At 35.5% G+C, this 4,539-nt stretch carries 4 protein-coding genes and 1 pseudogene; 2 read left to right on the forward strand and 3 right to left on the reverse strand.

Annotated features, from left to right (window positions below; translation table 11 throughout):
• Positions 1 to 186: 186 nt before the first annotated feature.
• Positions 187 to 1,086, reverse strand: coding sequence for a DMT family transporter (locus tag RT445_RS17930; protein WP_312505789.1), 900 nt, complete (start codon positions 1,084 to 1,086; stop codon positions 187 to 189).
• Positions 1,087 to 1,335: 249 nt separating this feature from the next.
• On the opposite strand from RT445_RS17930, the gene RT445_RS17935 reads away from it, so the two are divergent.
• Both RT445_RS17935 and RT445_RS17940 read left to right on the forward strand, forming a co-directional pair.
• Entirely contained in the window at positions 1,336 to 2,058 is a 723-nt protein-coding gene (locus tag RT445_RS17935) for an MgtC/SapB family protein (protein ID WP_274794200.1), read from the forward strand.
• A gap of 14 nt (positions 2,059 to 2,072) precedes the next feature.
• Entirely contained in the window at positions 2,073 to 3,056 is a 984-nt protein-coding gene (locus RT445_RS17940; RefSeq protein ID WP_274794201.1) for a cation diffusion facilitator family transporter, read from the forward strand.
• A gap of 51 nt (positions 3,057 to 3,107) precedes the next feature.
• Here the strand turns inward: RT445_RS17940 and RT445_RS17945 are convergent, their stop codons facing one another.
• Together RT445_RS17945 and RT445_RS17950 are read right to left on the reverse strand one after the other, a co-directional pair.
• The gene (locus tag RT445_RS17945; RefSeq protein WP_312505793.1) at positions 3,108 to 3,845 is read right to left on the reverse strand and encodes a hypothetical protein; all 738 of its coding nucleotides are present in this window, start codon (positions 3,843 to 3,845) and stop codon (positions 3,108 to 3,110) included.
• A gap of 359 nt (positions 3,846 to 4,204) precedes the next feature.
• A pseudogene (locus RT445_RS17950) lies at positions 4,205 to 4,539 on the reverse strand (iron-containing alcohol dehydrogenase); the annotation flags it as partial.

Here is a 4,539-nt window from a genome sequence, read left to right on the forward strand (position 1 = left end):
CTTAAAACTTTATTGATTACGTTTTGCTTGTTCAGTTTTCAAGGTTCATTTTGTTTAAGTCGTTTTAGCGACTTTACTATCATATCTCATTCTCAACGAGAAGTCAACAACTTTTTAAATTTCTTTTTTTCAAGTGTTCCTTCTTGTTAAGGACAAGTAATAATATATAATATATCATTTTTAAAATCAAGCATTTTTCATAAAAAATTTAAAAATCTTTTTTATATCAATTACAAACAATAGGATTCCTACTAATACAATTAACCCACCAAAGATTTGGGTAACGATTAAATACTCCTTAAATATCCACAATGCTAAAAGAGCTGCACCAACCGGCTCAAAGAGAATAGCTATTGAAACAACATTCGTACTTACGTATTTAATAGACCAATTAAATAAAGTATGACCAAATAAATTAGGTATTAACGCTAATAAGACAAACCATAACCAATCAGAAGAAGAATACGGTCCAAATGATTCTCCTTTAATTAGTACATAGATAAATAAAGTAATTGTACTCACTACATAAACAACCATTGTATAAGTCATTAACGATAATCTTTTGCGTACATCCTGTCCTAATAAAAAATAAGCTGTAGCAAGTGCACAAGCAATGAGCGCTAATATATCTCCGTAAAAAGCTGTCCCACTTACTTTAAAATCGCCCCAACTAATTAAAATACTTCCCGCAATAGCAATTGTTCCAGCAACGATTGTTTTCATCGTTATCTTTTCTTTAAAGAAAAAGTATGTCCCCACAAAGGCAAACAAAGGTTGTAGCGTTACCAGAACTGTTGAACTTGCGACAGAAGTATAGTTGAGTGACTCAAACCATAAAATAAAATGAAATGCTAAAAGGATTCCCGCGGCTGTGGAAAAAAGCCAATCACGCCTCTTTAATGTTGTAAGCTCCTTTGAATATCTCCCCAAAAACAATGGAAGCATTATTAAAACCGAAAATAGCATACGATAAAATGCTATAATGCCCGCTTCCGCTGATGCTAATTTCACGAAAATAGCGGACATAGATACTGAAATAACACCAATTACGATTGGAATGTACGGATGAATCTTCGGCTTCTCCATAAAATCACCTCCATCAATTTCGCTCTCCTATTTCTTACGAAAGAAAACAATTAAGTAACCCTCCCATTAATGAGAGAGCATTCCATACTAATGCTTCATTTCAGAAATAATAGATTCTTGCTGTATCAAGATAAAAAATACTTATATTTCCTTCCTTTCATGTTGTACAATACAAAAAAGTAATGGCACATATAATAATGACAGCTTGCATATCTCTTAGCAATACGAAATATCAATGGAGGGTTGTGTATGGAAACATTATTGGAAAATATGATTACATATGAAGTTGGCATAAAATTAGTTATTGCAGCCACATTAAGTTTAGTAATCGGTATCGAAAGGGAATTAAAGAAGAAGCCAGTTGGATTAAAGACAAGTTTGGTGATCGCTACTTTCAGCTGCTTACTTACCATCATCTCCATTGAAACAGCCTACTCAACTCCTCCCAGAGAAGATATTAATATTACGATGGATCCGCTTCGTTTAGCTGCACAAATCGTTAGCGGGATTGGATTTCTTGGCGCAGGCGTCATTTTAAGACGAGGCAATGACAGCATTACAGGTTTAACAACCGCGGCCATGATATGGGGAGCTGCTGGTATCGGCATCGCCGTTGGAGCAGGATTTTATATGGATGCAACATTAGCTGTTGTGATTATTGTTTTCGGAATCGAAATTCTATCGCCTTTTCTCATGAAAATTGGTCCTAAACGCATTCGCATGCGAGAGATTTTATTAAAAGTGCAAATAGATGATGACAACAATACAGAATCGTTTCTATTATTTTTAAAGGACAACAACATCATCATCGAAAATATTCGCATTAAAGATGTACATTTAAAAAATAATAGTGTTTTACACGAGTTGGATTTACGTCTATCTTTAATTGTTTCTGATAATTTATTGTCATTTTATCGTTCATTACGAGAACTATCCTATATAGAAAAAATCGAAATGGAAATTTTAAATTAGTTGGAGGATTTTTTATGGCAGAACTATTTAAACTACTAAAGGATGGCAACAAACCCTCCCTTATGGCGGCATTTGTAAATGCCTTTTTAGGAATTATCAAAGGAGCCGCCTTTTTCTTTACAGGTAATGTAGCCATGTTTGCAGAAATGATGCACTCTCTTGGTGACGCAGCAAACCAATTTTTTGTATATATAGGTTCGGCCCTTTCAAAAAAGGCACCTACTAAAAAGTTCCCCGGGGGCTTCGGCCGTATTGTCAATTTGGTATGCCTATTCGCCGTTATTATAGTAGCTATACTTTCTTATGAAACAATAAAAGAAGGCTGGCATCATTTCATTCACCCTGCCGGTGAGTCTAGTGGGGTACTTATTGCACTTGGCGTATTGTTAATAGGGATTGTTTTAGAGGGCACAGTACTGGCTAAAGCAGCTGTAGAAGTACTACATGAAGCAGGACAAGAGAAAGCTGGAATCACATCTATTATTAAAGCATTTCCTTTCTTAAATCGCGCAAAGCCTGCAACTAAATTAGTCTTTATGGAAGATTTAGTCGCTACAAGCGGGAATATTTTAGCCTTTGCCGCTATCGTGATTGCTTATTTTACAGGTTGGGGCAGAATAGAAGGACTTGTTTCGATGATTATCGGGGCGATGATGTTCTATGTTGTCGGTAAGGTTTTCCTCGATAATGCACGCGGCGTCATTGGAGAAACAGATGAAGAGATGTTAAATCATATCGCTCACCTTGTAATGGATGATCCGAACATTAAAGACATTGTTCGTCTTGAGGTAATTAAAGAAGGGGAATTTTTACACGTTGAATTAGTTGCTGAAGCTGACCCCCATCTATCACTTGCTTTTTTAGATGATGTTCGCGATCATTTAACTGAGGTCATATTAAGTCAAAAAGGGGTATCCAAAGTAGCGATTTTATTCGATGAAGATGATGGAAAAACTAACTGGGTACATGTCGGAGAAAGACCAAACAACACTATATAATCATAAAAAAACAAATAGCCAATTGCCGTATTTCAGGCAGTTGGCTTTCTTTTATACTAATTTTAAATGGTTGCGTCCGTCATCACTATTCACTTCATTTAGATCTTCAGGGATATTCTCGTACCCCACAAAGACATGATTGGTAATCATAAAAGTGAGCAATCGGTTACAAGCAATGGTCCTTCTTTTACCATTCTGTTGAATGACGATTTTCGAAAATTGTAATGTTGCTTGTCGATTCGCTAAAGCATATTCTTCTGCATTATGAATGTCTCTACCATCGACATGACAGCCTAACACAAAATTACCAGCGAATGAATCCTTTAAAACGTTTGGATGCATGGAATGATAATGTACTTCAGCAATGGAATCTTCCATATTCATCAATTGATGGGCTACCAAATAATGCTTCAAAGCACCTTTTAGGTCAATTGCTATAGCAGTATCTGCTAAAATTGTTCGATAATACACCGTAACAATTTCAGCATCCCCTAGATACGGCTTTACTTCTACAACAATTTCTCCTGAAGGACGAACAAATAATTGTACAATTGCTTTATTTACACCATCTGAAAAAATAATAGTCGTTTGCCCAAAACGTAAGCTTTTGAATAATATACTCTGATCAACAATGTATCCTGTAATAATTTTATCATTTTCAATTTGCAGTGATTTTGCTTCAATTCCCAATACTTCTACACAATTTTGCATTTTATAAACATGCTGCTGAAACGGTATCTCGATACAGCTTAATGTAACGATACGGTCCTCTAGCAATTGTTTCAACATTTGATCCCTCTCCTTTTTGTTTAATAGTGTAATTATTTTAATAAAGATGACTGAACAACTTCTGAACACCCCTACATTAATTGAGCAATTACGACAAAAACCTATCTTTCCCCTTCATTCACAGAAGGTTTCACATAACAAAAATTTGATATTATAGACCAAAAGATACATTGAACAAAGTGACTTTTATCACTACAAAACCCCAAAAAATATAATTACCTCCATTTTGTATCTATCCATTTCATTATACACCAAGGACTTTAGAAACATCTACGACATTATTCAACATAAATCGTTATTTTTTCTAAACCTTTCAACAAAAAAGTGTGAGACTATAATCACAGTCTCACACTCATACCTTATAAAGAATTTCGCAAAATTGTTCTGACATCTTCCTCATGCAATTTATTAAAGTTTCCAAATGGACCGTTCTGCATTGCATGCTCTACAATCTGTTCAAATTTCGAATCATCAATATGATAATCAGCCAAACGATCAGGTGCACCTAATGATGTCCAGAATGCAGATAAACGATCGATGCCTTCGTAAGCCACTTCTTCTGCTGTCTTGTTCGTTGCATCGACGCCAAATACACGTGTCGCTATACCGGCAAAACGCTCTGGATTGACTGGCACACTTAAGCGCATCCAATGTGGCTGAAGAATAGCTAAACCACCCGCATGTGGAATATCAT

Origin of the sequence: Lysinibacillus sp. (genome assembly GCF_032093475.1) — a bacterium.
GTDB classification, from domain to species: Bacteria; Bacillota; Bacilli; order Bacillales_A; family Planococcaceae; genus Lysinibacillus; species Lysinibacillus irui.